At 39.0% G+C, this 23,701-nt stretch carries 23 protein-coding genes; 15 read left to right on the plus strand and 8 right to left on the minus strand.

All coding sequences use genetic code 11. From position 1 onward, the window contains the following. Positions 1–15: 15 nt before the first annotated feature. Positions 16–795 (minus strand): 23S rRNA (guanosine(2251)-2'-O)-methyltransferase RlmB, encoded by a 780-nt coding sequence (gene rlmB / locus JYB62_RS00845; protein ID WP_205643561.1) that lies wholly within the window; start codon positions 793–795, stop codon positions 16–18. Then, entirely contained in the window at positions 768–2,003 is a 1,236-nt protein-coding gene (locus JYB62_RS00850) for a GWxTD domain-containing protein (RefSeq protein ID WP_205643562.1), read from the minus strand. Before JYB62_RS00850 ends, rlmB begins: the two co-directional genes overlap by 28 nt. Positions 2,004–2,064: 61 nt before the next feature. Here JYB62_RS00850 and JYB62_RS00855 point away from each other — a divergent pair, with 61 nt between their 5' ends. Next, positions 2,065–2,841 (plus strand): class I SAM-dependent methyltransferase, encoded by a 777-nt coding sequence (locus JYB62_RS00855; RefSeq protein WP_205643563.1) that lies wholly within the window; start codon positions 2,065–2,067, stop codon positions 2,839–2,841. Positions 2,842–2,865: 24 nt separating this feature from the next. Here the strand turns inward: JYB62_RS00855 and JYB62_RS00860 are convergent, their stop codons facing one another. After that, a complete protein-coding gene (locus JYB62_RS00860) occupies positions 2,866–5,850 on the minus strand; it encodes a glycosyltransferase family 117 protein (protein ID WP_205643564.1) in 2,985 nt (994 codons plus the stop codon). Between the two features lie 170 nt (positions 5,851–6,020). Here JYB62_RS00860 and trxA point away from each other — a divergent pair, with 170 nt between their 5' ends. The 13 genes from trxA (at position 6,021) to JYB62_RS00925 (ending at position 18,189) form a co-directional block, all read left to right on the plus strand. Continuing rightward, entirely contained in the window at positions 6,021–6,341 is a 321-nt protein-coding gene (gene trxA, locus JYB62_RS00865; RefSeq protein WP_205643565.1) for a thioredoxin, read from the plus strand. An 83-nt stretch (positions 6,342–6,424) separates the two neighbouring features. Next, positions 6,425–7,846 carry an MBL fold metallo-hydrolase gene (locus tag JYB62_RS00870; RefSeq protein ID WP_205643566.1) on the plus strand — a complete coding sequence of 474 codons (1,422 nt, stop codon included), beginning with the start codon at positions 6,425–6,427 and terminating at the stop codon, positions 7,844–7,846. Positions 7,847–7,943: 97 nt separating this feature from the next. Continuing rightward, a complete protein-coding gene (locus JYB62_RS00875) occupies positions 7,944–9,350 on the plus strand; it encodes a hypothetical protein (protein WP_205643567.1) in 1,407 nt (468 codons plus the stop codon). 16 nt (positions 9,351–9,366) lie between these two features. After that, positions 9,367–9,948, plus strand: a complete 582-nt coding sequence (locus JYB62_RS00880) for a YeeE/YedE family protein (RefSeq protein WP_205643568.1) — start codon at positions 9,367–9,369, stop codon at positions 9,946–9,948. 12 nt (positions 9,949–9,960) lie between these two features. Further along, positions 9,961–10,449: a DUF6691 family protein gene (locus JYB62_RS00885; RefSeq protein ID WP_205643569.1), complete on the plus strand. Its 489-nt coding sequence runs from the start codon at positions 9,961–9,963 to the stop codon at positions 10,447–10,449. Positions 10,450–10,707: 258 nt separating this feature from the next. Further along, entirely contained in the window at positions 10,708–11,880 is a 1,173-nt protein-coding gene (locus JYB62_RS00890; protein WP_205643570.1) for an MFS transporter, read from the plus strand. Further along, positions 11,877–12,593, plus strand: coding sequence for an acyl-[acyl-carrier-protein] thioesterase (locus JYB62_RS00895; protein ID WP_205643571.1), 717 nt, complete (start codon positions 11,877–11,879; stop codon positions 12,591–12,593). The genes JYB62_RS00890 and JYB62_RS00895 overlap by 4 nt, the downstream gene beginning before the upstream one ends. Positions 12,594–12,677: 84 nt before the next feature. Then, a complete protein-coding gene (locus tag JYB62_RS00900) occupies positions 12,678–13,733 on the plus strand; it encodes a c-type cytochrome (RefSeq protein WP_205643572.1) in 1,056 nt (351 codons plus the stop codon). Beyond that, a complete protein-coding gene (locus tag JYB62_RS00905) occupies positions 13,730–15,079 on the plus strand; it encodes a hypothetical protein (RefSeq protein ID WP_205643573.1) in 1,350 nt (449 codons plus the stop codon). Before JYB62_RS00900 ends, JYB62_RS00905 begins: the two co-directional genes overlap by 4 nt. Before the next feature lie 461 nt (positions 15,080–15,540). Next, positions 15,541–16,536 carry a fatty acid desaturase family protein gene (locus tag JYB62_RS00910; protein ID WP_205643574.1) on the plus strand — a complete coding sequence of 332 codons (996 nt, stop codon included), beginning with the start codon at positions 15,541–15,543 and terminating at the stop codon, positions 16,534–16,536. Beyond that, complete coding sequence (locus JYB62_RS00915; RefSeq protein WP_205643575.1) at positions 16,536–17,729, plus strand: DEAD/DEAH box helicase; 1,194 nt, start codon at positions 16,536–16,538, stop codon at positions 17,727–17,729. Before JYB62_RS00910 ends, JYB62_RS00915 begins: the two co-directional genes overlap by 1 nt. A 9-nt stretch (positions 17,730–17,738) precedes the next feature. After that, positions 17,739–18,002, plus strand: a complete 264-nt coding sequence (locus tag JYB62_RS00920; RefSeq protein WP_205643576.1) for a cold-shock protein — start codon at positions 17,739–17,741, stop codon at positions 18,000–18,002. Beyond that, positions 17,995–18,189, plus strand: coding sequence for a cold-shock protein (locus tag JYB62_RS00925; RefSeq protein ID WP_074224850.1), 195 nt, complete (start codon positions 17,995–17,997; stop codon positions 18,187–18,189). The genes JYB62_RS00920 and JYB62_RS00925 overlap by 8 nt, the downstream gene beginning before the upstream one ends. Before the next feature lie 98 nt (positions 18,190–18,287). Here JYB62_RS00925 and JYB62_RS00930 read toward each other — a convergent pair whose 3' ends face one another. Beyond that, complete coding sequence (locus tag JYB62_RS00930; protein ID WP_205643577.1) at positions 18,288–19,286, minus strand: 2-hydroxyacid dehydrogenase; 999 nt, start codon at positions 19,284–19,286, stop codon at positions 18,288–18,290. 2 nt (positions 19,287–19,288) lie between these two features. Next, a complete protein-coding gene (locus JYB62_RS00935; RefSeq protein WP_205643578.1) occupies positions 19,289–20,365 on the minus strand; it encodes a hypothetical protein in 1,077 nt (358 codons plus the stop codon). A gap of 256 nt (positions 20,366–20,621) precedes the next feature. Between JYB62_RS00935 and JYB62_RS00940 the strand changes: the two genes are divergently transcribed. Next, the gene (locus JYB62_RS00940; protein WP_205643579.1) at positions 20,622–21,056 is read left to right on the plus strand and encodes a Dabb family protein; all 435 of its coding nucleotides are present in this window, start codon (positions 20,622–20,624) and stop codon (positions 21,054–21,056) included. Here the strand turns inward: JYB62_RS00940 and JYB62_RS00945 are convergent, their stop codons facing one another. The 3 genes from JYB62_RS00945 to msrA form a co-directional block, all read right to left on the minus strand. Continuing rightward, positions 21,057–21,464 (minus strand): hypothetical protein, encoded by a 408-nt coding sequence (locus tag JYB62_RS00945; protein ID WP_205643580.1) that lies wholly within the window; start codon positions 21,462–21,464, stop codon positions 21,057–21,059. It abuts the gene before it with no gap. Between the two features lie 161 nt (positions 21,465–21,625). Then, positions 21,626–22,015, minus strand: coding sequence for a response regulator (locus JYB62_RS00950; protein ID WP_205643581.1), 390 nt, complete (start codon positions 22,013–22,015; stop codon positions 21,626–21,628). Positions 22,016–22,378: 363 nt separating this feature from the next. Beyond that, on the minus strand, positions 22,379–23,485 hold the full coding sequence (gene msrA / locus JYB62_RS00955; RefSeq protein ID WP_243431410.1) for a peptide-methionine (S)-S-oxide reductase MsrA: 1,107 nt from the start codon (positions 23,483–23,485) through the stop codon (positions 22,379–22,381). Between the last annotated feature and the right edge of the window lie 216 nt (positions 23,486–23,701).

A 23,701-nucleotide genomic window follows, 5' to 3' on the forward strand; every position in this document is an offset into this window, starting at 1 on the left:
CCTTCCCCAAGAATCTTATTGGTTTGTTCGTTGCCTCATAGCCTCATAAATAGCTACTCCGGCAGAAACAGAGACATTCAAACTTTCAATTTTACCAAGCATTGGGATATTGACTTTTTCATCTACAATTCCCATTAGCTCATTTGAAATTCCGTCCTCTTCCGAACCCATGATCATGGCTACAGGAGCTGAAAAATCAGCTTCATACATGCTTTTATCCGTTTTTTCAGTGATAGCAATTAAAGTGAGTCCGCTTTTTTGTAAGTCTCTACAGGTATAGAAGAGATTTTTTACTCGGGCTACAGGTAAGAAATTCAAAGCTCCAGCAGAAGTTTTTACAGCATCAGAATTAATCTGTGCACTTCCTTTAGAGGGAATGACAATGGCATCCACGCCGGCGCACTCAGCAGACCTTGCAATGGCTCCAAAATTTCTTACATCAGTGATTCTATCCAAAATCAATATCAAAGGAGATTTTCCAGCAGAAAAGCAATTTTCAATGACATGATCCAATGAGGCATATTCAATTGAAGAAATGTAGGCCACCACTCCTTGGTGATTTTTACGGGTAATCCGATTGAGTTTTGCATCTGGAACTCGAACTACAGGGACACCATCTGCTTTGCAAAGCTTCAGTAATTCCTTGATTAAGTCATTGTTCAACTCTTTTTGAATCAGAACTTTATCTATTTCTTTTCCTGCATGGATTGCCTCCATTACAGCTCTTGTCCCAAAAAGAAAATCTTTTTCGGTTGCTCCTTTATCAATCAGAAAGCCATCTTTCCGTTTCTCCATATGGATATGTTTTTAAACCAAACAGGCTGATATGCTCTGGAGCGGTTCAGCGAGTAATAGTGTGAGTTAAGAATATTCTTTACTCGGACAAAAGTAAAGCGAATTTTTGAACTCTCATTCATGCCCAAGTAAGTCCATACTTCTCTATCCTGATAAAAGTTGACTTCGTTTGGTGGTCCCATGACCACATAGATCATACCTCGATCTGTTTTCCAACCTTCTTTAAAGTCTGTAAATAAGATATTTGCGAATTCGATCTGACGGAAATACTCCCGGATTAAGTCTTTTGCAATGTCTGGGTTTCGGGTCAGATTATACCAATATTCATCAAGTGCTTTCTTTTTGTCTTCCGCTGCAAGCAAGGTTTCGTGTTCTTTTCTGGTAGATATATAGGTGACCATTTGAATCATTTCCTCCCAGTCTTTCACTTTAGGGAATGCTTCGTGGGTGGTTTTCAATAACAATCCAGTACTAGAGCTGGTGTCACCTTGAATGAAGTAATACCCTTCATTATCCAAGCTTTCAGGTACATTGGTGAGAAAATCTCCTTCATCTATTACTTCTAGTTCTTTGGGTACAGTAGCTGGTTTCGTCTCCATTGGGGGATAAGGGACATCGAAAGTAGCCGGATAATAAAATTCATGAAGATTAGGACCTTCCTCTGATTTGAAGAGGAGGGACTGACCTTTAGTTAAGAAATTTTGATCAAAAGGAACGTTATTGGCATAATAGGCACCAAAAGAGGGTTGCTCAAAGACAAAGGGGCTTTTCAAATCAATGTGGTAATAATATTCATCCGCCTGCCGAGTATCCAGCACAGAAAGTAAAGCTACCGCGACTTCTTGATCTTCCGGAATACTGACTGTCTTCTCAAAATACCAATGTCTTTCTGTATCTAGCTTTATGTCATTTTCAGTAAGAATAGTAACTTCATCATCCATGATTTCCTGATCATAGCTGTTGAGTACCATGTAAGAGAAACTAAACGTGTTGAAGTTGATGTCTTCTTCTATTTTCTCCACAACCATTTGTAATTTGTAATCGGTCTCATTCTCTTTGATAGGAATGATTTTTAATCCTAACCTAGAGTACCTCGAATAACGAAGAGCTTGATTTAGGCTGTTTAGCTTTTTTTGTGAAAAAGCTGGATGGATGGCTATAAATGCCAGTAGAAAAAATGAGAAAAGGATGTTTGTTTTAAGCTTCATTAGGTGATTCTATCGGGTTTTAAAAATTAACCTTACTTTTGCCAAAATAGTAAAATTTTGTATGGCTACCTATACAACGGAAATTGCTTCTGACAAGTTAATCAGTGACGGTCCTATTCACCAACGTTTGCTGAAAGCATACATTGCTGCCCAGCCTTGGATTTCTGGCAAATTGCTGGAAGTAGGATGTGGAGAAGGTAGGGGAGTGGAAATATTATTGCCTCATGCCAGCGGCTACTTAGGGATTGATAAGATCCAGGAAGTTATCGATATGCTCAAGCAAAAATTCCCTGGTGTTTCTTTCAAACAAGCAGTCATCCCTCCATTTGAGGGGATAGAGGATAACTCATTTGATACTGTGGTAAGTTTTCAGGTGATCGAACATATTGAAAATGACCGGCTGTTTTTGGAAGAAATTTATCGTGTTCTAAAACCTGGAGGTAAGGCAATTATTTCCACGCCAAATATTAACCATACGCTTTCAAGAAATCCTTGGCACGTCAGGGAATATACTCCTCAACAATTAATCGATCTTTCGAAATCAATTTTTGATCAGGTGGAGGCAAAAGGAGTGGGTGGAACTGATAAGGTCTGGACCTATCATCAGGCAAACCGTGAATCTGTCAATAAAATCATGCGATTTGATATTTTTGATTTGCAGCACAAGCTTCCTGCATCGATCCTTCGCATGCCGTACGAAATATTGAATAGAATCAATAGAAATAAGCTTCACAAACAAAAGTCCAGCAAAGCAATGGATATTACTCATGAGGATTATCCCATTGTAGAAGATCCTGCTCAGGGATTGGATTTGTTTTACATCCTACATAAAAGATAAAAAGAGGCCCTTGAGCCTCTTTTTTTATCTTCTGTCAATCTCTGTTGGAAGCGCTTCTGCTCCCATATAAGCTGTGAGCCTGGCTTTTAATTCATCCGCTTTTTCTTGGTATCCTCGCTCTTCCAAAAGAGGAATGAAATACCTGATCATTTCTACAGAAATCATCATTTCCCGATCATAATCCCTGTTTTCTGCGGTATAGAATTCAATCATATCCAAAGATTTTTTGGACACTTTATCTATAATATCCAAGGCCTTTTCTTCTTCGCCTACTTCAAAGAACAATGGTACTGACTGTCCACTTGAAAGATCGTAAGGAATTGCCGCATGAGGCATTACCTCAAGTCCATAATTTAGAAGTTTCGCTGCTTTATCCATTTCATTTTGATCCAATAAAGCGATGGCAATAGAGTTTAAAGCACTTCTGTGATTAGAGGCGAACCTTCTATATTCCTCATCCAAGTAAGCATCTGGATCGTCCATTCCTCTGAATGCAAACTTCTCCATGAAGTTTTTATAGGCTAAGTCTGCATTGACTAACTCTTCTCTGATAAAGTCGGGCTTCTGAATAGGAAGCAGTCTATAAGTCAATCCTTCATTGACCACATGGCTTTCCAGGTCTATTCCTATGGTAGACAGAGAAGTGTTGTTGAAATAGATTGGTCTCTCCCAATTATTGGTTGTGATCAAATCAATTAACATCAAGGTGCCCTTTGTGAGGTATTGACCTTTCACTCTTAGATTGATTTGAGGAGTGAATAATGGAGTAAACTCTTCTGGAATGATGTCTTTATTGGCTACAGAAGCAGAGTCCACATCCAGAATCAAGTTTCTGGAAGGGACCATGTTGACCACACTTTTTCCTCCAGTGTTGATATTCAATCTCGGGTCTCCGGTATTCAGCAAAGAAAGGTAAGCTTTAACCGATATGGCAGAGTTTGGATTTTCGTCACCTGTCACGTATAGCACGTCGTTGGTTCCCTTTTGGTACCTGTTTTTATCCAAGCTAAATGGCAATGCATCTGATTCATTGACCGGTCGAGTCATTTGTTCCACGTACCAATCCGTATCGAAATAACTGAGTACAATTACTCTCACATCCGTACGGAATCCTTCTACCTCCTGTACATACCAAAGAGGGAAGGTGTCATTATCGCCACCGGTGAATAGAATTGCATTCGGAGCGCAAGAGGCCAAGAAATTTCTTGCTGAATCCACTGAGAAATATCTTCCATGTCTATTATGATCATCCCAGGTTTGGCTTGCTACCAATCCTACTATAGGTAGCGTCAGTAAAGTGGCAACCAGACCTGCGGTAGCCAAATTCTTATTCATTTTGCCTATGGCATGGGCAATACCTATCACGCCCATTCCCAGCCAGATGGCAAAAGCATAGAAACTACCAACATAAATGTAATCTCGTTCTCTCGGCTCCACCGGAGGGGAATTCAGGTAGAGCACCAGTACCACTCCCATCATCAGGAAGAGCATTAAGTTGACATAGAAAGATTTTGGATCGTATTTGGCTTGGAAGAACAATCCGATGATCCCTAATAAGAGTGGGAGCATCAAATAGTTATTATGTCCCTTGTTTTCCTTGATATAATCAGGATATTTATCAGAAAGGGCATCTGTAATTCCAATCCAAGGAGCATCCGAAAAATCACTTTCCCGCCCGGAGAAATTCCACATGAAATACCTCCAGTACATCTGCCCTAATTGATGGCTGAACATAAAGTATAAGTTATCACCGAATGTAGGGTCCTGTCCTTCTCTTAAACCAAGTTTTTGCCTGTAGATCCGCTTATGATTTTCCTGGGTAGAATACACTCGTGGAAGGATGGTAGTTTTATTTTTTTCGTAGATGTTTTTCAGTCCATAATCTACAATTTCATACTTGTCTTTCCCCTTCATATACACTGGATCTCCCTCTTCTTGATCCACCAGTTTTGCAGTGAAGTATTGGCCATGTAGTAAAGGGCGATATCCATATTGTTCCCTTTTCAGGTAAGATACATAGCTGATGATATCCTTAGGGGCATTTTCATTGATGATTGGGTCTTGATTGGCACGGATGACTATCAAAGCATAGCTGCTGTATCCAATTAAGATAAATACCAATGAAAGGAGTGCTGTATTTAGGGTTGCATTTTCTTTGCTTCTGGAGTATTTGTAAGCAAAAAACAAAGCGGTAAAGAATACGATCGCAAAGAAGATAATCCCTGATCCAAATGGAAGTCCCAAAGAATTGACAAAGAATATCTCCATGGAGCCTGCGAGGCTAGGTAGGCCAGGAATAATAAAGTTATTGATGATGACCAAGGCGACACCCCCGGCCAAAAAGGCAAGGATGGCACCTTTTACATTCGGTTTTTCATACTTTTTAAAGTAATAAATCAGCGCCAATGCAGGTAGGGTAACTAAGTTTAGCAAGTGAACGCCAATGGAAAGTCCAACCAAATAGGCGATAAAGATCATCCACTTATTTTCATCTCTTGGATCTTTAATAACATCCCACTTCAAAAATGCCCAGATGACAATGGCAGTAAAAAAAGATGACATGGCGTATACTTCTGCCTCTACCGCAGAAAACCAAAAGCTATCACTGAAAGTATAAAATAAAGATCCTACAATTCCAGCTCCCATCAAGGTAATTACTTGGCCTTTACTTTCTTTCCCTTCTTCCATTTTGTAGAGTCTTCTTCCAAAGAGTGTGATGGACCAGAACAGGAATAAGATAGTAAATGCAGAGAAAAGAGCACTTCCTACATTCATCCAGTAAGCCACTTCTAAGGTGTCACCGAGAGCTAGGAAGCTAAACATTCTGTAAACTAGTAGGAAGAACGGTGCTCCGGGAGGGTGGGGCACTTGCAGTTTATAAGAAACAGCGATGAATTCTCCTGGATCCCAGAAGCTTGCCGTCTCTTCAGCTGTCAAAATATATACGATCGCGGCTACGGTAAAAACCACCCAGCCGGTTAAATTATTGATTTGCTTATACTTGAGCATTAATTCGGAATATTAGACTGGCGAAAATAAAAAAATAATTCCCAACTGAGGATTTTTTAGCACTTTTTAAAAGTTAAAGGTAAAATCCAAATTCTTCCCTTTGTGATAAAAATTACTGTATAGAACCTATTGACTCTGTACTTTTGTTACGTTAAATAAATCAAATGACCATGAGCGCACAACCTAAAACCTTTCAGGAATTAATTGATGGTGATCAGCCCGTGTTGGTAGACTTTACTGCAACGTGGTGCGGCCCTTGTAAAATGATGCATCCTATTTTGGAAGATACTTCCAGGCAAATGGGAGATAAGGTCAAGATATTGAAAGTTGATGTGGATAAAAATCCATTAGCAGCGAGCAAATTTCAAGTACGAGGTGTTCCTACATTGATTTTGTTCCAAAAAGGAAAAATCCTTTGGAGACAATCCGGAGTGGTACCAGCTCATCAATTGATTCAAACTATTGAATCCAATATTTTGAAAGATGCATAATAGTGTGACAAAAGTCATCTTTACAGTTCTCTTGGACTGGTATATTTGAACTACCTAATTGAAAATAAAAAAAAACACATCATATGAAAATCGAACAAATTTATACCGGCTGTTTAGCTCAAGGAGCTTACTACATTGAATCAGATGGCGAGGCAGCGGTGATCGATCCTTTAAGAGAAGTTCAGCCTTACATTGAAAAAGCTGAAAGAAGAAATGCCAAGATCAAGTACGTGTTTGAAACCCACTTTCATGCTGATTTCGTATCTGGTCACCAAGATCTTTCTGCGAAGACAGGGGCGCCTATCGTTTATGGTCCTACTACCATGAAAATGGGATTTGATGCGATCGTAGCAGAAGATGGTCAAGAATTTCAGATTGGTAAGGTGAAAGTGAAAGTGATTCATACTCCTGGACACACGATGGAGAGTTCTTGCTTCTTACTTTACAATGAGGAAGGAAAGCCAGAAGCCATCTTTACAGGAGATACTTTATTTATAGGAGATGTAGGTAGACCTGATTTGGCTCAAAAAGTGGTAAAGGATTTGACCCAAGAAAAACTGGCAGGTCATTTATATGATTCGCTTAGAAATAAAATCATGCCTCTACCAGATGATTTGATCGTTTATCCGGCACATGGTGCAGGTTCAGCATGTGGAAAAAACATGAGCAAGGAGACTTCAGATACTCTTGGAAATCAAAAGAAGACCAACTATGCGCTTCAGGAGATGACAAAAGAGGAGTTTATCGAAGAAGTTCTTACAGGTTTAACCCCTCCTCCTGCATATTTTCCTCAAAATGTGATGATGAATATCGAAGGATATGACAGCATTGATGAAGTATTGAAAAGAGGAGTGAAACCATTGACTCCAACGCAATTTGAAGCTGCTGCGAATGAAACAGGAGCATTGATCTTGGATACAAGAGCGCCTCAGACTTTCGCTAAAGGATTTGTTCCAAACTCTGTCAACATCGGAATTGACGGAAGCTTTGCGGTTTGGGTAGGAGCAATGATTCCAGACTTGAAGCAGGAAATTTTGGTGGTAGCAGATGAAGGCAGAGAAGAAGAAGTAATCACCAGATTAGCGAGAGTGGGATATGACTATGCTTTAGGCTATTTGGAGGGAGGAATCGATGCCTGGAAAGAGGCTGGTCATGAATTGGATTCAATAGAATCTATTTCTGCAGAAGAGCTTGCTAAAAGAAAGGATCAAGATCCTGAATTGAATATTCTGGATGTTAGAAAAAACAGTGAATACTTATCAGAACATGTAGTAGATGCTGAAAATGCACCACTGGACTACATCAATGAGAGTATGTTGAAAGTAGACAAGGATAAAACCTACTACGTTCATTGTGCTGGAGGATATCGATCAATGGTATTTAATTCTATCTTGAGAGCTAGAGGATATGATAATTTGATCGATGTGGATGGAGGATTTAAGGCCATCAAAGAATCTGAGAAGTTTAAGGTGACAGATTACGTTTGCCCAACCACGCTTCTCTAATTGCTAGGAGAAAAGTTGCTTAATTCCCAAAATGGCGAGTCTTATGACTTGCCATTTTTAGTATCAACTTATTCCATGTGATTAAAGTCACAACTTTATGCAGAAAATGATCGCCAAATTTGCATTACTATTTCTTCTCATGGTGATGGCTGAATCAGTTTATTCCCAGCATCCGTATGAAGAGGTAGAAATGGAAGAAGAACCAGACAAAAAGTTGTTTGGCAAACTATTGAAAACTGGCTCGTTTGAGTTTCATCTTAGGTCTTATATGATGGGAACTGTCAATCAAGGTGCTTTGACTGATTATAGTACTTGGGGTACAGGTGCTGGAGTTGGTTATTTCTCACCAAGATGGAAAGGACTAGGAGTGGGGTTTAGTGGTTTTTTTGTCTTTAGACATTTTGAAAACCATATCACGGAACTAGATCCATTGACGGGAATGCCAAACAGGTATGAGTTACCTTTGTATGATGTTCATCATCCCGAAAATCACAAGGATATGGATAGGTTAGAGGAGTTTTATATTTCCTATGAATCTTCTTCCATTTCAGCTTGGTTCGGAAGACATCATTTCGAAAGTCCTTTACTTAATGCCTCTGATAATAGGATGCGCCCTAATTTGTTTAGTGGTCTATCCCTAAGTTGGAATAAAAGTGATTTCTCTGTGCAAGGCGCTTGGTTTACCCATGTGATTTCAAGAGGATCTCTAGAATGGCTGCCCATTGATGAATCTTTTGGATTTTATCCTACTGGAAGAAATCCAATGAGGGAGGAAGAAACGTATAAGCATCACATTCATACCAAAGGAATTGGTGTGTTAGGACTTGGATGGAACAAGGAACAGGTGACAGCAGAATCTTGGAGTTATCTTTCCGAGGGAGTGTTTGCAGCCAATCTAACCCAAATAAAGGGCAGGAAGCCCATGCTAAAAGGACCCAATTTGGTCTGGGGCGTCCAAACCATGTTCCAAACTGCGATAGGAGATGGAGGAAATCCGGATCCTACCAAGGCTTATATCCTGCCAGGAGAGAGTTCTTCCGCATTAGGACTTAGAGCTGGATTTGCTTGGTCTCATAGTAAATGGACCATTAACTACCTTGGGTTTTCAAAACAAGGAAGGTTTCTATTCCCAAGAGAATGGGGGAGGGAACAGTTCTTTGCGAGTCTTCCTAGGGAACGATTCGAAGGATTAGGTGCTACTCATGCTATCATGACCCAGTTCGAACAAAAACTGGTAGATGAAAGAATGAAGGTGGTGTTGGGAGCTTCACATGTAAAAACTCCAGACATCCATCATGTAGAACTCAATAAATATGGAATTCCAAGCTACTTGCATTTCTCAGGTTTGGCAGATTATAGGTTTAATGGGTTTTTCCATGGACTTGATTTACAATTGTTGGTGGTAGCTAAAAAGGAAATATTTCAAAGAGAGATTCCTTTGGAATATGTGATAAACCGAGTTGAAATGATGAATTTCAATTTGATACTAGATTATAGATTTTAAATAAACGAGAATAAAAATGAATCAATTTATCGACTGGATTACCCAGCCTTGGCCTTGGTACGTAGCGGGCCCAATGATTGGCCTTACAGTGCCAACTTTGCTGTTGATAGGAAATAAGACCTTTGGGATTTCCTCCTCATTACGACATGTCTGCGCCATTTGCGTGCCGGCAGGTATCCCTTTCTTTACCTACAACTGGAAAAAAGAAATGTGGAATATGTTGTTCGTGGTTGGAGTTTTAATTGGTGGTTTTATAGCGACTAATTACTTGGCAAATCCAAATGATTTTATCCTAGCAGATCAGACAAAAGCAGATTTAACCGCTTTGGGTATCACGGATTTCTCTGGCCTAATGCCATCTGATATCTTCGATTGGAGTGTTTTATTTACTGCGAAAGGCCTTTTGTTCTTCGTGGTCGGAGGATTCCTTGTGGGCTTTGGAACCCGATATGCGGGCGGATGCACTTCCGGACATGCAATCATGGGTATTAGTTCACTTCAGTGGCCATCCTTGGTAGCTACCATTTTCTTTATGCTTGGCGGCTTTGTGATGACTCATTTGTTGCTAGGACCTTTGATGTCTTTGGTGGGATTTTAATTTGATGACAAAATGAAAGTAGCAGAAAAAAATATACAAGGGGCTGCAGTTTGTGATGCTCCAAACTCTCAGGAGAATATTGAAAAAGGCTTAGCCTTAGTAAAATACATGATTGTCGGGATTTTGTTCGGAATCGTGTTTGTCAAAGCTGAAATCATTTCTTGGTTTAGAATCCAGGAAATGTTCCGTCTTCAGTCTTTCCATATGTATGGAGTAATTGGTTCGGCGATCATTACGGGAATCATTTCCATTCAGATCATCAAACGATTCAACATCAAGACGATCAAAGGAGAAACGGTTAATATTCCTAAAAAGGAATTCAGAAAAGGACAGATCATCGGAGGATTTATCTTTGGTTTAGGATGGGCGATTACCGGAGCGTGCCCAGGACCTTTGTTTGCTCAAATAGGAAGTGGATTTACCATTGTATTTGTAACCTTGATTTCAGCTATTGTAGGAACCTGGGTGTATGGAAAATTTGCAAACAAGCTTCCAAATTAATGAATAGGTTTAGATGAACTCTAAGAAGCCAGTTTCCGACAGGAAACTGGCTTTTTTAATCAAATACTTTTTTGATAATGAATCTGATGATCAAGATGGCTGTGGTGATAATTGCACCTACGATGATGAATTCCATGTGCTTAAATTTACCTCAATAACATGCCCTTTCCCAAATAGTTTAAGCTTGGCGAGAGGTAATTTGTCGCTTATTGGAGTAATCTTTCTAAATTTCGGAGCCTATTAATCTATACCCAACCTATGATTTCTCATTCCAAACGCCGAGTAGCCCTCGGAGCATTTTTCTTTTTTGTGGGCTTATGTTTTGCCTCATGGGCTGCTAGGATCCCCGATATTCAAGGCAAGTTTGATCTTTCAGAAGGTCAACTAGGAACTTTATTGCTGTTTCTTCCTTTGGGCTCAGTCATAGGGCTGCCTATTGCCGGTTGGGCAGTCCATCAATTTGGAAGTAGAAGTGTCATCATGATTGGAGCAGTAGCCTATGCGCTCACATTGCCTTTGATTGGATTGGCTCCTACGATATGGCTCCTTGTTCCCGTTTTGATTCTGTATGGTATGCTAGGGAATACCATGAATATTTCATTGAATACTCAAGCATTAAACTTGGAAGACCAAATGGGGAAAAATATACTAGCTTCCTTTCATGGACTTTGGAGTATGGCTGGATTTACAGGAGCTGGAATCGGTGCTTTGATGATCTACCTGGGGCTTAGTCCTGCTCAGCATTATGGGGTGGTTATGTTGATTTCACTGACGATTATCTTTGTTGCTCAAAAATTTATAATTAAAGAGAAGGCTGCATCCGCAGATGGAGGCTTGGTGTTGAAAAAGCCGGATGCTTTGCTTTTAAGAATTAGTTTGATTGCCTTTTTGGGCATGATGTGTGAAGGGTGTATGTTTGACTGGAGTGGGGTATATTTCAAAAAAGTAGTCAATGCGGACCCTTCATTAATTGCATTAGGATATGTTGCTTTTATGGGCACCATGGCTACAGGAAGATTTATTACCGATAAAATTGCAGCGAGATTTACCAAAGTAGCTGTAATTCAAGTAAGTGGTGTTTTGATATTTGTAGGCTTGGCTCTGGCGGTGATTTTTCCAACAGTTACAGTTGCTACCATAGGGTTTTTGTTGGTTGGATTAGGTGTGGCCTCTATTATTCCACTTTCCTATAGTATTGCAGGAAGATCTAAATTGTATGCACCAAGCGTGGCTTTGGCTTTGGTGTCCACTATTTCATTTTTCGGGTTTTTGTTAGGTCCCCCTTTGATTGGATTCATAGCTGATCTCTTTAATTTGAAAACCTCATTCGCCATGATAGCTGTGGCTGCATTGGGGATTACCCTGCTTTCAAGTTTCCGTAAAGCCGTATTTCTTATTCCAAAAAAAATTAAACCCTCTTCTGTTTCATGAGTCATGCCGCTACCTTTCAGTTCGAAAAAGACTTTGAAATAGGCTCGTTTCAAGTTCATCCTTCAGGTAAAATCAGATTGAGTTGTGTAGCAGACTTATTCCAAGAAAGTTCATGGGGACATGCTGATTCTGCAGATTTTGGGAGGAATTTGATGGAAAATGGTCAAATGTGGGTATTGTCAAGAATGGATTTCCATTGTTTTGATTTACCTTCTTGGGGAGATCATGTGAAGGTTTATACCGCCGGAAGAGGCGTTGAGAAATTGTTCGCTTTTCGGGAGTTTATGATGACTGATGGGGAAGATAATATCCTCGCACTTTGCATGACCTCTTACCTATTGTTGAACATTGAGTCCAAAAGACCCATGAGACCTGAGCAGGTATTGCCATCACAGCTGTTTGATCCCTTGGAAAAACCTGATTGGCAAGCAGCTAAGGTAAAAGTGGAAGGAGAATTGATTGCAAGTGAAAAGTTGACGGTACGATATTCTGATTTAGACTTATACGATCATGTGAATAATACCAGCTACATCCTTTGGGTAGAAAATATCCTGAAAGAAAGGAACATTGAAAAAGATAAATTTTTAATCAATTTTCAGGCTGAATGCCTTTTAGGAGAGGTGGTGGAAATTAATCTATACCATAAAGAAGATCGTTTTATTTTTCAAGGATTAGTGGGAGATAAACTCGTGTTTTTAGCTGAAGCCTATTAAATTACAATATGTCAAGCTAGATGTGATTCTTGTCACAGCATTATAGCCATTCTTTGAGCCATTTTTGTAGCTTGATATAGCACTATGAAAGAGATCGGTAAACCATTTCTGCAATTGATTACGCTGGTACTAAGTTTATTGGTACTGGCCAGTTTATTAGTAGGCGTAATCGGATTTGTAATTTATTTGTCCTACTCGGGGGTTAATCTACCGGCTTTTAAAGAGGAACCTGTAGTAGCTCAAGTAGTGAATACGCCTGTTCCTAAGGCATTGATGGATCCTACGGGGATGTGGCAAGCGCCTGATTGGGCAAGTGTAGATACGGAACCCAATGCGGATGAAATCAAGTATGGTAGAGAATTGATTGCTAATACTTCCGAATATTTAGGACCAAACGGAAAAGTCAAAAAGATTTCAAACGGGCTAAATTGCCAAAACTGTCATCTTCAAGCGGGTACCGTTCCTTTGGGGAATAATTATTCTGCAGCTGCTAGTACTTATCCAAAGGTGAGAGGTAGATCAGGCACTTCCGAAGATATTGAAATGCGAATCAATGGCTGTTTCCAAAGAAGCTTAAATGGTGACCCTTTGCCAAGAGATAGCAAAGAAATGAAAGCCATGGTCGCTTATATGAATTGGCTTGGTCAGGAAGTTCCAAAAGGGGAAAAACCAGTAGGAGCAGGGATTTACGAAGTACCACTGCTGGATAGAGCAGCTGATCCTGTAAAGGGAAAGTTGGTGTATGATAGACAATGTGTTGCCTGTCATATGGCTGACGGACAAGGTTTGGCAAAAGCTGATGGAACAGGTTATACTTACCCTCCGTTATGGGGAGAGCATAGTTACAATCAGAAAGCAGGACTGTTTAGAATGTCAAGATTTGCCGGTTATGTCAAAGCCAATATGCCTTTTGGAGCTACTTATGAAAATCCAATTCTATCTGATGAGGAAGCCTGGGATGTGGCAGCTTATGTAAACAGCCTCGACCGACCTACAAGAGATTTTCCCAACGATTGGCCTGATATCAGCAAAAAGCCAATGGATCATCCATTTGGTCCTTATGCAGATGAATTTTCAGAGGAGCAACATAAGTTTGGTCCTTTCAAACCTATTAAAGAGGCGATAGCAAAACTAAAATGAAAAAGATACTACTAGGATTATTCCTGGTACTATCTTTCCAAGCTATTGCTCAACAATCAGAGCGTAAGCTAAAAGTAGTGCCGGATGTCCATTTCCGAATGTTTTGGATGAGTACCAGCTATCCAAAAGATTTTAAAAATGACTTTGCTCTAGGTTCAAGTTTGAACCTAGGAGCGAATCTGACATATGCAGAACATTTAAACTTCCATGTAGGATATCGATTTTATGGAAATCTATGGAGTTCCGATCTCACGAGCCCAGATCCTCTTTCCGGACTTGGAAATCGTTATGAAGTGGGATTATTTGATTTGCTCCACCCAGAAGATAAGTTTTTCGGAAAATTGGAGACTCTTTCTTTATCCTACTCTCAAGATAAGTGGGGCGCAAAAGTGGGTAGAATGGGGATCAATACCGATTGGGTCAATGCCCAGGATGGAAGACTTGCTCCTACAGCCATAGAGGGACTCCATGCTTGGTATGCAGCAAGTCCCAAATGGGAATTCGGTTTATGGGCAATCAGTAAAATGGGAGTGAGGGGAACTTCTGAGTGGCTTGGGGTTGGGGAGTCTATTGGAATATTTCCTGTAGGTAGAGATATCAATGGAGAAGCTTCTCAGTATGCAGGGAATACCAATAGTGATTGGATAGGGATCTTGGAGTTTTCCCATCAAACCGAAAAGTTTGGAAAAATCAGTATTTCAGAAACGTTGGTACAAAATATATCCAATACCCTTTGGGCGTCATTGGAGAAAAATTGGCCTAATCAAACCAATGGAAAGTGGTTTTCTGGAATTCAGTTTGGATTTCAAAATGGGATAGGGGATGGAGGGAATACCAATCCCATATTCCAATACAAAGACCCTGAAGATACAAATTGGGTAGTGTCCGCGAAGGCTGGATATACCGTAAAAAACTGGTCCTCCAGTTTGAGTTATTCTCACTTGGATGGAAAAGGGAGATGGCTAAGCCCTAGAGAGTGGGGTAAAGATGCTTGGTATACCTTTATTCCTAGAGAGCGGAATGAAGGATTTGGAGGAATGGATGCTTTAGTAGCTTATGTGGATTATAAAATCGGGGATACAGGCCTCAGGCCCTATCTTCATGTTGGATTCCATTGGTTGCCTGATTATACAAATCCTCAAGCAAACAAATACGGGTTTCCTTCCTACAGACAAATAAATTTAGGCCTTAAATATGTGCCCCAATCCTATAAAGCCATTGATTTTCATTTGATCATCATGAATAAGGAAGCAATTGGAAATAGGGAACTTGGTCCGAAATTAAGGTATAATAAAGTGGAAATGATCCATGTCAACGGCATGTTGAATTGGAGGCCTTTTAAGTGATTTGAATCATTTTCGAGAAAAACCAGTTAAGAGGAAAGGGTTTAAAATTCTCCTATTTTGATACAAATTAGGAATTATCAATTAATAGACAGACCTTTGTCCCAGTCAGGAATTCACTTAACAACTATTATCCTGATCCTTGAAGTAAAGTTAGCGTTGATTATCAACCTGCTTAAGTAGCAAATTCAAGAGTTTTCCCTTACGATTACCTAGGTTTTAATTCTCTCCCTTTTCTACTTTTTTAATTCAACAATGGCCTAGCGCTATTTTTCGGATTAAAACCTGCAGTAAAAATCCTCCCCAACAGTACCAGAATTACCCTTTAATTTAAACCAAAACAATACTCTATTAAAACTGTAAGATTCTCAGAATCAAATCTATCAGATTTCTCTGTCACCCTCAAGTCAAGGGTTTATGGACATTTCAAGTCCAATAACAAATCCAAGTATGCAAATAAGGAAATGGTCATTAAGACAGTTTTACTTATTTCACTATTCTTAATCCCTCAAGTGCTCATTATTTCAGGATTAGTTGCCGAAACATGGCAATTATTTACCTGCTACATATTATCAGCATTTGGAATGGCCGGCATAGGCATGGGTGTCATGCATGATGCATGTCACGGCTCTTATTCCAAAAACCCTTTAGTCAATAAATTTGTGAGCTACACCCTTAATATGGTGGGAGCAAGTTCAGAAGTATGGAGAATACAACATAATGTATTGCATCATAGCTTTACGAATATCCATGAACATGATGATGATATCAATGCTCCATTCTTTTTGAGATTTTCTCCTGAAGCCGAGCAAAATAAACTTCATAGATTTCAACACCTGTACGCTTGGTTCTTTTACTCATTATCTACGCTTTCTTGGGTAACAGCCAAGGATTTCATTAGACTTAAAAGATACCATGACAAGGGATTGGTGAAAGGGGAAAATGGATATCAAAAGACCTTGTGGAAGATCATCGCTTGGAAAGTGGGATATTTTGCTGTCATCTTGGGATTGCCATTAATTTTCTCCCCATTTCCATTTTGGATGATATTATTGGGATATATATCCATGCACTTCGTGACAGGGTTTGTAATTACCATGGTATTTCAAATCGCTCATATAGTAGAGGATGTCAATTTCCCAGTAGTAGATGAGCATGGAAATGTGGAAGGTGAGCGAATGCTGCATCAGTTGGCAACAACTTGTAACTTCTCTCCGAATTCACGCATCATCACCTGGTTTGCCGGGGGATTGAATTACCAAGTGGAACATCACCTATTTCCGGATATTTGTCATGTACACTACAAAAAAATCGCACCTATTGTAAAAGCTACAGCAGCGGAGTTTAATGTGCCTTATTACTCCAAGCCTAACTTTTTGATGGCTGTTTTAGACCATTTTAAAATGCTTTATATCCTCGGAAACACTCCGAAGATGGAGCCTCAAAAAGTTTTTAAATAATGAATAGCGCAACGAATAGAAATGCGAAGCCTTCTTCTACTAGAAGACCCAATCGCGGGCCTAGACAGGTTCAGAAAAAAAAGGTTTCTACGCTTGATCCAAATTTATTGATCAAGAAAGCCAAGCCAACTGGGCAAAAGGGTTTTCAATCGAAGACTTCTTTCACCAGCCTATCACTTTCAAAAGGATTGATGAATAACCTGGCAACAAAAGGCTATGTGAATATGACCAATATTCAGGAGCAATCAGTAGCCCCTTTGCTGGAAGGAAGAGACATGCTTGGGATTTCAAACACTGGTTCTGGTAAAACAGGAGCATTTTTGATTCCTATTATCGAACATGCATTACAAGATAAAAACCAGTTTACCGCATTGATTGTAACCCCTACCCGGGAGCTTGCCCTTCAAATTGAAGAGGAATTTAAAAGCTTGAGCAAAGGGATGAACCTTTACTCTGCTACGTTTATTGGAGGTACTAATATCAATACGGACATGAAGGTGCTTTCGAGAAAACTTCATGTAATTGTAGGTACTCCTGGAAGATTATTGGATTTGGCTAGCAGAAGACTTCTAAAGCTGAATCAAGTGAAAACCTTGGTATTGGATGAATTTGACAGAATGCTCGATATGGGTTTTGTCAATGATGTCAAAAAGCTTGTTGGGGCAATGACCCAAAGAAAACAGACTATGTTATTTTCTGCCACCTTGGAGGCCAACCAAAAAGCATTGATCAATAGCTTGTTGAATAATCCTGTAGAGGTGAAAATCAATTCGGGGGTTACGACAAACGAAAACATTGAACAAGGGATCATCCGCGTGCCGGAAGGCAAAGATAAGTTTGTATTGCTTGCCGACCTTTTTCAGGATCGAGGCATGGATAAGGTGATCATTTTTACAGAAACCAAACGGTTAGCAGATAAGCTTAGTAAAAAATTGAACCAATCTGGGATTAAATCAGGATTGATCCATGGAAATAAGTCTCAAAATTTTAGAAATAAAACGATAGAGCAATTCAAATCTGGAGAAACCAGAGTATTGGTAGCAACTGATGTAGCTGCCAGAGGTATAGACGTGGCTGATGTTTCCCATGTGATAAACTATCAGCTACCCATGACAATGGATAGCTATATACACAGAATCGGAAGAACAGGTAGGGCTGGTAAGACTGGTCATGCCCTTACATTTGTCAACTAAAATAACTGTATGTCAAAAAATCAAAATAGCTTTATTAAGAAGCAAAAAGCTGAATTAAAGAGAAGAAAACAGAAAGAAAAATTTGAGAAAAAGTTAGAAAGAAAAGCACAGCCCAAAAGCGGGGACTTGGATGACATGATTGTCTACGTTGATCGCTTCGGTAATTTCACCGATACTCCTCCAGAAGAGGAGCCAGTAAAGAATACAAAAAATCAAAATCAAAGTAATAAAAACACAAGAACAACAAATTTTAAATCAAGAAATCATGAATGAAGGAACAGTAAAATTCTTTAACACTACAAAAGGCTTTGGATTCATCACACCATCTGACTCTGACGAGGACGTTTTCGTACACCAGTCTGGTTTGGTTCACGATATCCGTGAAAATGACAAAGTATCCTATGAACTAGTTCAAGGTAAAAAAGGCGTTAACGCTGTGAATGTTAAAGTGATCAAATAAGGAAAAATAGGATGGGGTAACCCAATCTATTTACTTTTTGATACAAAAACACCTGGCTTCTCTTGAGGTCAGGTGTTTTCATTTTAATTATGCCCTAGTTATTCGGAATAGGTGACTTCGTTGGTCAGTTGACTTCCTAGTTCCAACTCATCCAGATTGAGTAGGGTGGTTTTTGCAATCTGGGACAATGCCTCCTGGGTTAAAAATGCCTGGTGACCCGTAATCAACACATTAGGGAAGGTCATCAGTCGGGCAATTTGTTCGTCCATCAAAATCTCTTCGGACAAATTTCTGAAAAACAAGTCTTCTTCCTGTTCATAAACGTCGATTCCTAGGTATCCTACCTTTTTGGATTTCAGGGCTCTGATGACGGATTTGGTCTCAATCAAAGCCCCACGGCTGGTATTAATGATCATCACGCCGTTTGGCATCTGGTCTATGGTCTTTTTATTGATCAGGTGCTTGGTGCCTGGGGTCAAAGGGCAATGAAGGGAAATGATCTCGCTTTTCGATAATAACTCATCCAAGTTCAGGTATTTTACTCCTATTGCTTTTAATTCTTTGTTTTCGATCAGGTCATAAGCCAATACTTCACAGCCAAAGCCTAGAGCTATTTTACAGAAAGCGGTGCCGATCGCACCGGTTCCGATGACGCTGACCACTTTCCCATTTAAATTGAAACCGACAAGACCTTCTAAGGAATAGTTGTTCTCTCTGATCCGATTATAAGCTTTATGGGTTTTTCTACTCAGTGTCAATATCATGGCAAATGCATGTTCTGCTACTGCCTCAGGACTATAAGCCGGTACACGGCAGATTTTTAAGTTCAGCTCCTTGGCAGTTTTCAGGTCTACTTGGTTGTACCCTGCACAGCGGAGTACAATAGCCTGGATTCCGAATTGATGGAGCATTTTCAAAACAGGAGCATCAAGATGGTCATTGACAAATGCACAAACTGCATCATACCCCTTTGCTAAGTTTACCGTGTGCTTATCTAGCTTTGCCTCAAAATAGGTGAATTGATGTCCATGTTTAGTTAACCTTAAATCGAAACTCTTTTGATCATAAGATTTGGTACTAAAACATGCGACTTTCATAGCTAATTGGTTTGTAATTGGTAGATGGTGAATTTGGTGAACTCTTCTTCTATTTCGGTATTTGCAGGTTCTTGGACTAATAGTTTATTATCATTTAGAGCAGTGACCAAAGCCCCAGCAATTCCCGGTAATTCTACTGCTAGTTGTTTTCCATCTTTAAAAATAAGAATTCTTTGCTCAGATGCATCTTGTACCGCGGAATAAGGATTTTCTTCTGAGTTTCGGTTTTCGAATTCTGATTCAGTTACTCCAGTAAAATATTGAAGCAATATGAAGCCGTTCCCTAGGTTAATTAGTTTCCTGTTTCTCCCTGAAAGTCTTGCAAGATTAATTGCCTGTGGATCGTCAAAAGGTGCACCTATGGGAACGGGGCTATAGGTTAAAAATTCAGAATAGTTGATAGGAATGGTGTTTTTCAAAGTAAATTCTGGTAATTGATACACCAGGATTTCTGGATCTAGTTCTTGAGCTACTACTAATTCATTGGCTTCTTGGTCAATGAAAAATGTCTTTCCCATGACTCCGTTATACACGTTTTCTGTCTGCTCGTAAACAGAAGTTGGCTCGTAAGGGACCACAGTTTTGGTCTCACCGGTAAATAAGTTTAACTGATAAAAGTTTTTGAGTGTGTCTTTTCCTTCTTGATTCCGAATCAAATGAGAGGCAGTAAGGTAATTGCTGGGTCCAACCAACAAATGGGTGGTATCATTAGAAACAAAATAAGGAGTTTTTCCCAAAGGTGTATTGGTTCTGATCGGTAATGGAGATAACACCCGATGGGAATGGGTAATTTCATAATTGGGGTCGTAGGAAATTACTTGAAAAGGAAGTTCCACGATTCGCTCTCCATTAGGGCCAAAGGCTAAACCTATGGGGTTCCAATTTCCATATTTTCCAGGTCCATCCCCTTTTTTATTGACTCTTTTGATAATTTCTCCGCTTTCTGAAATTTCAAGGAGATCATCTTCCACTTCAGAGTAGCCTAAATAGATATTTTCTTTTTGGCTATAATCCCGGATGCTTACTCTAGTGAAGTTATTTACTTGAAAGGAATCAACTTTCACTAATGAGTAATTCAAATCGACTGTGGATTTATTCTTTGATGTACAGCTGAAAAGCGATAGCAGGATCAAAAGACTAAACAGGAGTGGGCGAGTAAGATAGTTCATGTTTAAATATTTAATTTTCGTAAGTCTACGAAATTTTCGTTTAATATAAAATATTTTCGTCAAATAGCTTATTTCCTTCAAATTACTTGATTTTGACTTCCTGATTTAATGAAGAGTTGGAGAAATTTATAGTTTCTGCCTAGATTGGGTCAAAAACCATCAGATTATGAAAAAACTATATCAAAGTGTCCTTTTAGTTATTGCAATGGCCTTGGTAGGGGCTTGTTCGCAGGAAACAGAAGAGAAAAAAATTGTTGAAGAAATAAAAGAAGTAGAAATGGTAAGTACTGCTCCGGATTCAGTATTAAGGCATGTGGTGATGTTCGGTTTTAAAGAGGAAACAACTCCTGAAAAAATTCAGGAAATAGTGGATGCTTTTGCTGCATTACCAAGTAAAATTGAACAAATAAAGGGTTTCGAATGGGGAATTAACAACAGCCCTGAAGGATTAAATGATGGATTGACCCATGCATTTACCCTGACTTTTCACTCTGAAGAGGATCGTGCTATCTATTTACCTCATCCAGATCATAAAGCTTTTGGAGAAGTGTTAGGCAATAGCCTTTTCAAGGTGGTAGTAGTCGACTATTGGACTCATTAATTATTGATCAAATGGCAAAGCGGATCCGTCCGTTTTGCCTGATTCTTTTACCGTCAGAACTTCAGTTACCACAAAATTACTAGTGCCTCTCCAGGGAAGCATTCCATTATATTCTTTGTATCGGAGTTCCACAAATTTTCCGGAGGCTCTTTCTAATTCACTGGCAACATCCTCGCTTACGACGCTGAATCTAAATTCATTACTTTGCAATCCTCCAGCAGTGGGACTTTGAAATCCTTCTTGAACTACTCTTCCTTCAAAGGTTTTAAAGATGACACCTTTTTTTACGAAGTAATTCAAACTACCTGCTTTGACTCCTTCACCGAAAACAAAGTAGAATTTCCACCAAAAAAACAGTAAGAATATAACCAAGGCACTGATTCCGGCAATCCAAGCGAACTTCTTCATAATGAAATTTTAAAAGTTTTATTAAATATAGAAAGTGGAATAGATATTTTGATTCAAAAATCAAATATTTGATCTTTCACTCCTTCATCTTTTTACTCGATTTCTGTTCGATTGCAACATTTTAATCATAATGAGGTAGCTCTTTCTGCTCTAAAATTTATCTAGAATAAATAGCAGTCTTTCAGCATAGTTAAATAATTTGCTAATAAGGGTTTTTCTATGTACTCGATTACGGAGTGATATTTTATGGCTTTTTTCTTATCCTCACTATTGACTGAGGAAGAAATTAGAATCACTTTGAATCTTTTGGGGAGATTTAAGGATTCCAAATAGTCCAATACTTCCCATCCATCAATTCCTTCCATGTAGATATCCAAAAAGATCAACAGGTTGTTTTTGGGTTCTGTGCTTTTCAGCTTAATATATTCAATGGCATCTAATCCGTCTGATACACAATCAGGTTTTAAATGAAATTCAGTTATTTCAGCTAATTTTCTATGTAATAATTGAAATTGGGGATCGTCATCAACGATTAATAGGTCAAAATTCATTAGGCTGGTTCTCTTGATTTTAATTAAAGTTTCTTTCGTTTTTGATGAAATAGGAATAACGATTCTATGGATGAATCAGTAATATTTTATAATTGTTCGAAACTTCCTTATCTAACTCTTCAATTTGTTCTAAAATATTTAATTATTCCCATCATTTTAACCACAAGAATACTTTCAAAAGCATAAAATTAATTTCAAAAATAAATTAAAGTCAGATTTTCCAATTTATCGACGAATCACTGATAGTATTTAAAAAAACATACTTACAATTTTGAAATGAAAATAGCGTAAATAAAATTGATCCTCCTAAAAAATTAAAAGCCCAGATTAATCTGGGCTTCATAACTTAAAAGAGGTTGTTTATCAATCCACTAACCATAAATAATCTCCATATCCGGCAGCTTCCATCTCACTTTTTGGGATGAATTTCATCGCTGCTGAATTCATACAATAACGTAGGTTGGTAGGGTTTGGTCCGTCGTAAAACACGTGGCCTATATGGCTATCACCTAATTTGCTTCGGACTTCTACTCTGGTCATCCCGGCAGATCTGTCTAAGGGTTTATCAATGATTCTTGCATCAATAGGCTTCGTAAAGCTTGGCCATCCGGATCCAGATTCATATTTGTCTTTTGAGCTGAATAGAGGAGCTCCTGTTACAATATCCACATAAATACCTGGCTCTTTATTGCCATTATACTCATTTTGGAAAGCATATTCAGTAGCATCTTCCATGGTAACCTCATACTGTAAATCCGTAAGTTTGGCTTTTAATTCAGCTTTGGAGGGAGCTGGGTATTTTTTTTCTGACAATTCTGGCCAGTGAGCCTTGATAAATGCATCTCTTCCGCTCCCGTTTCTATAAGCATAATATTCTTTTGGATTCTTTTTGTAATAATCCTGATGGTATTCCTCTGCTGGATAGAAATTCGTGTATTTGATGATTGGAGTGGCAACAGGTTTGTCAAATTTACCAGAGGCATCCAAAAGCTTTTTGGATTCTTCAGCAACTTTCTTTTGTTCGGTATCATGGTAGAAAATTGCCGATTCATACTGTGAACCTCGATCATAGAAGGACCCTCCAACATCAGTAGGATCAAATGTTTGCCAAAATATATCCACCAGTTCTGAATAACTGATGACTTCTGGGTCAAAGGTGATTTGTACAGATTCTCGATGCGAGGTAGCTCCGCTACTTACTTCTCCATAAGTGGGATTCTTTTCTTTACCACCTGCATATCCAGAGGTCACTGCTATGACCCCGTCTAATCCCTCAAAAGGTGCTTCTACACACCAAAAACAGCCTCCTGCAAAGGTCGCCAATTCGGTATCTCCTTTATAAGCAGCTACTTTTTCCATGTCAGCACTACCATTTTCATTCTTTTCAGCTGGAGAATTTCCGCAGGCTGCCACCATGAGCGCGAATCCTGCAATCAATAGTTTTGAAGACATATTTTTAAAATAATTCATGGGTTGTTAAATCGTTTAATGAGTGGCCAATGAATCAGCCAATTAAGGTTAAAACCTTCAATCCACTCTTAGTGTTTTGGTATTCTTGATTTAAAGATAAAGTTTTTTATGGCTAGCTTAAAATACGGATAATTAGGGGGTGTGGATGTGTCTTCTAATAGACAAATTAAGTTGATGTTAAACTTTTTATAGGAGTTCAATGAATAAAGTCCTTAA

The organism is Algoriphagus lutimaris (genome assembly GCF_017051705.1).
GTDB classification, from domain to species: domain Bacteria; phylum Bacteroidota; class Bacteroidia; order Cytophagales; family Cyclobacteriaceae; genus Algoriphagus; species Algoriphagus lutimaris.